Source organism: Photobacterium sp. GB-1 (assembly GCF_003026165.1).
Classification (GTDB): Bacteria; Pseudomonadota; Gammaproteobacteria; order Enterobacterales; family Vibrionaceae; genus Photobacterium.
The window spans coordinates 1-1067 of the sequence record NZ_PYOB01000056.1 but is presented as its reverse complement, the minus strand read 5'-3'; the positions used below and the strand labels follow the sequence as shown (position 1 = coordinate 1067).

General features: G+C 40.7%; 2 protein-coding genes. Both read right to left on the bottom strand.

The genetic code is table 11. The annotated features are described in order from the left end of the window. Positions 1-805: transposase (locus C9J45_RS21370; RefSeq protein ID WP_107292999.1), on the bottom strand; the 805-nt coding region annotated here is incomplete at its 3' end. Further along, positions 802-1067: tyrosine-type recombinase/integrase (locus C9J45_RS21365; protein WP_146144338.1), on the bottom strand; the 266-nt coding region annotated here is incomplete at its 5' end. The genes C9J45_RS21370 and C9J45_RS21365, both read right to left, overlap by 4 nt.

Below are 1067 nucleotides of genomic sequence, written 5' to 3'. Positions count from 1 at the left end.
GTGTCTTCATCGTTTGAGTTTGGCTATCTTTATAACGAAATGTCACCTGTTCATTATTGATATACAGAATGTCTTTATCCGCAATTACCCCTCGATAAAGGTATGTCGATAAATACAATAATGCAGGTTTTCCTTGTCCTACATGTCTACAATCAACCACCCACTTTTTCGTGATGTGATCGGGTAACGCCCACTTTAGTTCAGTAGTGAGATAGGCTAACAATCTTGCTCGCCATACTTTTGCGAGAGCAAATGCATTAAAGAGGTAGTGGTTTTTACAATTTTTCCATTGTCGTTTCTTGTCATCAAAGCCACCGCCAGTGATCACCATATGAATATGAGGATGTAAATCTCGACGCCGATTATGAGTGTGTAAAACAGAAGTAAAACCGATGCGATTACCAAGGTATTTATCATTGTTAGCAAAGCTTTTTATCACACTGGCAGTCACAGTAAACATGGCTTGGTAGAGTGCTTTGGGATGCTTTTTTGCCAGATATCGAAGCTCAGCTGGCAGCGTGAATGTCACCATAAAGTAATCAACAGGCAACAATTTCTGTTGCTGCTTTGCTAACCAATCGGATGTTGCTTGGTGCTGACACTGAGAACAGTGACGGTGTCCACAAGACATCGCATATTCAGATTGATGTTCGCAATTCGAACATTGCCAGCGACTATGTCCTTGTTTTTCAGTGTGACACGTGAGTATCGTTTTCATGGCATAACGTATATCGTGATTGATCTGGGTTGAGTACGTAGCACAAAAGTCATCGTAATAATCGCGCAATAATGATTGAAAAGTCATAGGTTCAGTTCCCATGATAGCGTTAAATCATTAGTGAGTTGATTAATGGTTGTTGTTGTGTTTTTACGGGAGATGTCGGTCAGATGGGTGTACTTAGCGGTCGTATTTAAACTGTTATGACCTAATAAATGCTGCACTGAACGTAAATCCAAGCCTCGTTCTAACAGGTGAGTGGCATAGCTATGACGTAAATTATGAGGACTGATAGATTTCGTGATCCCACAGCTTTTAATGACGGCTTTCATTGCTTTTTGAACGCCAC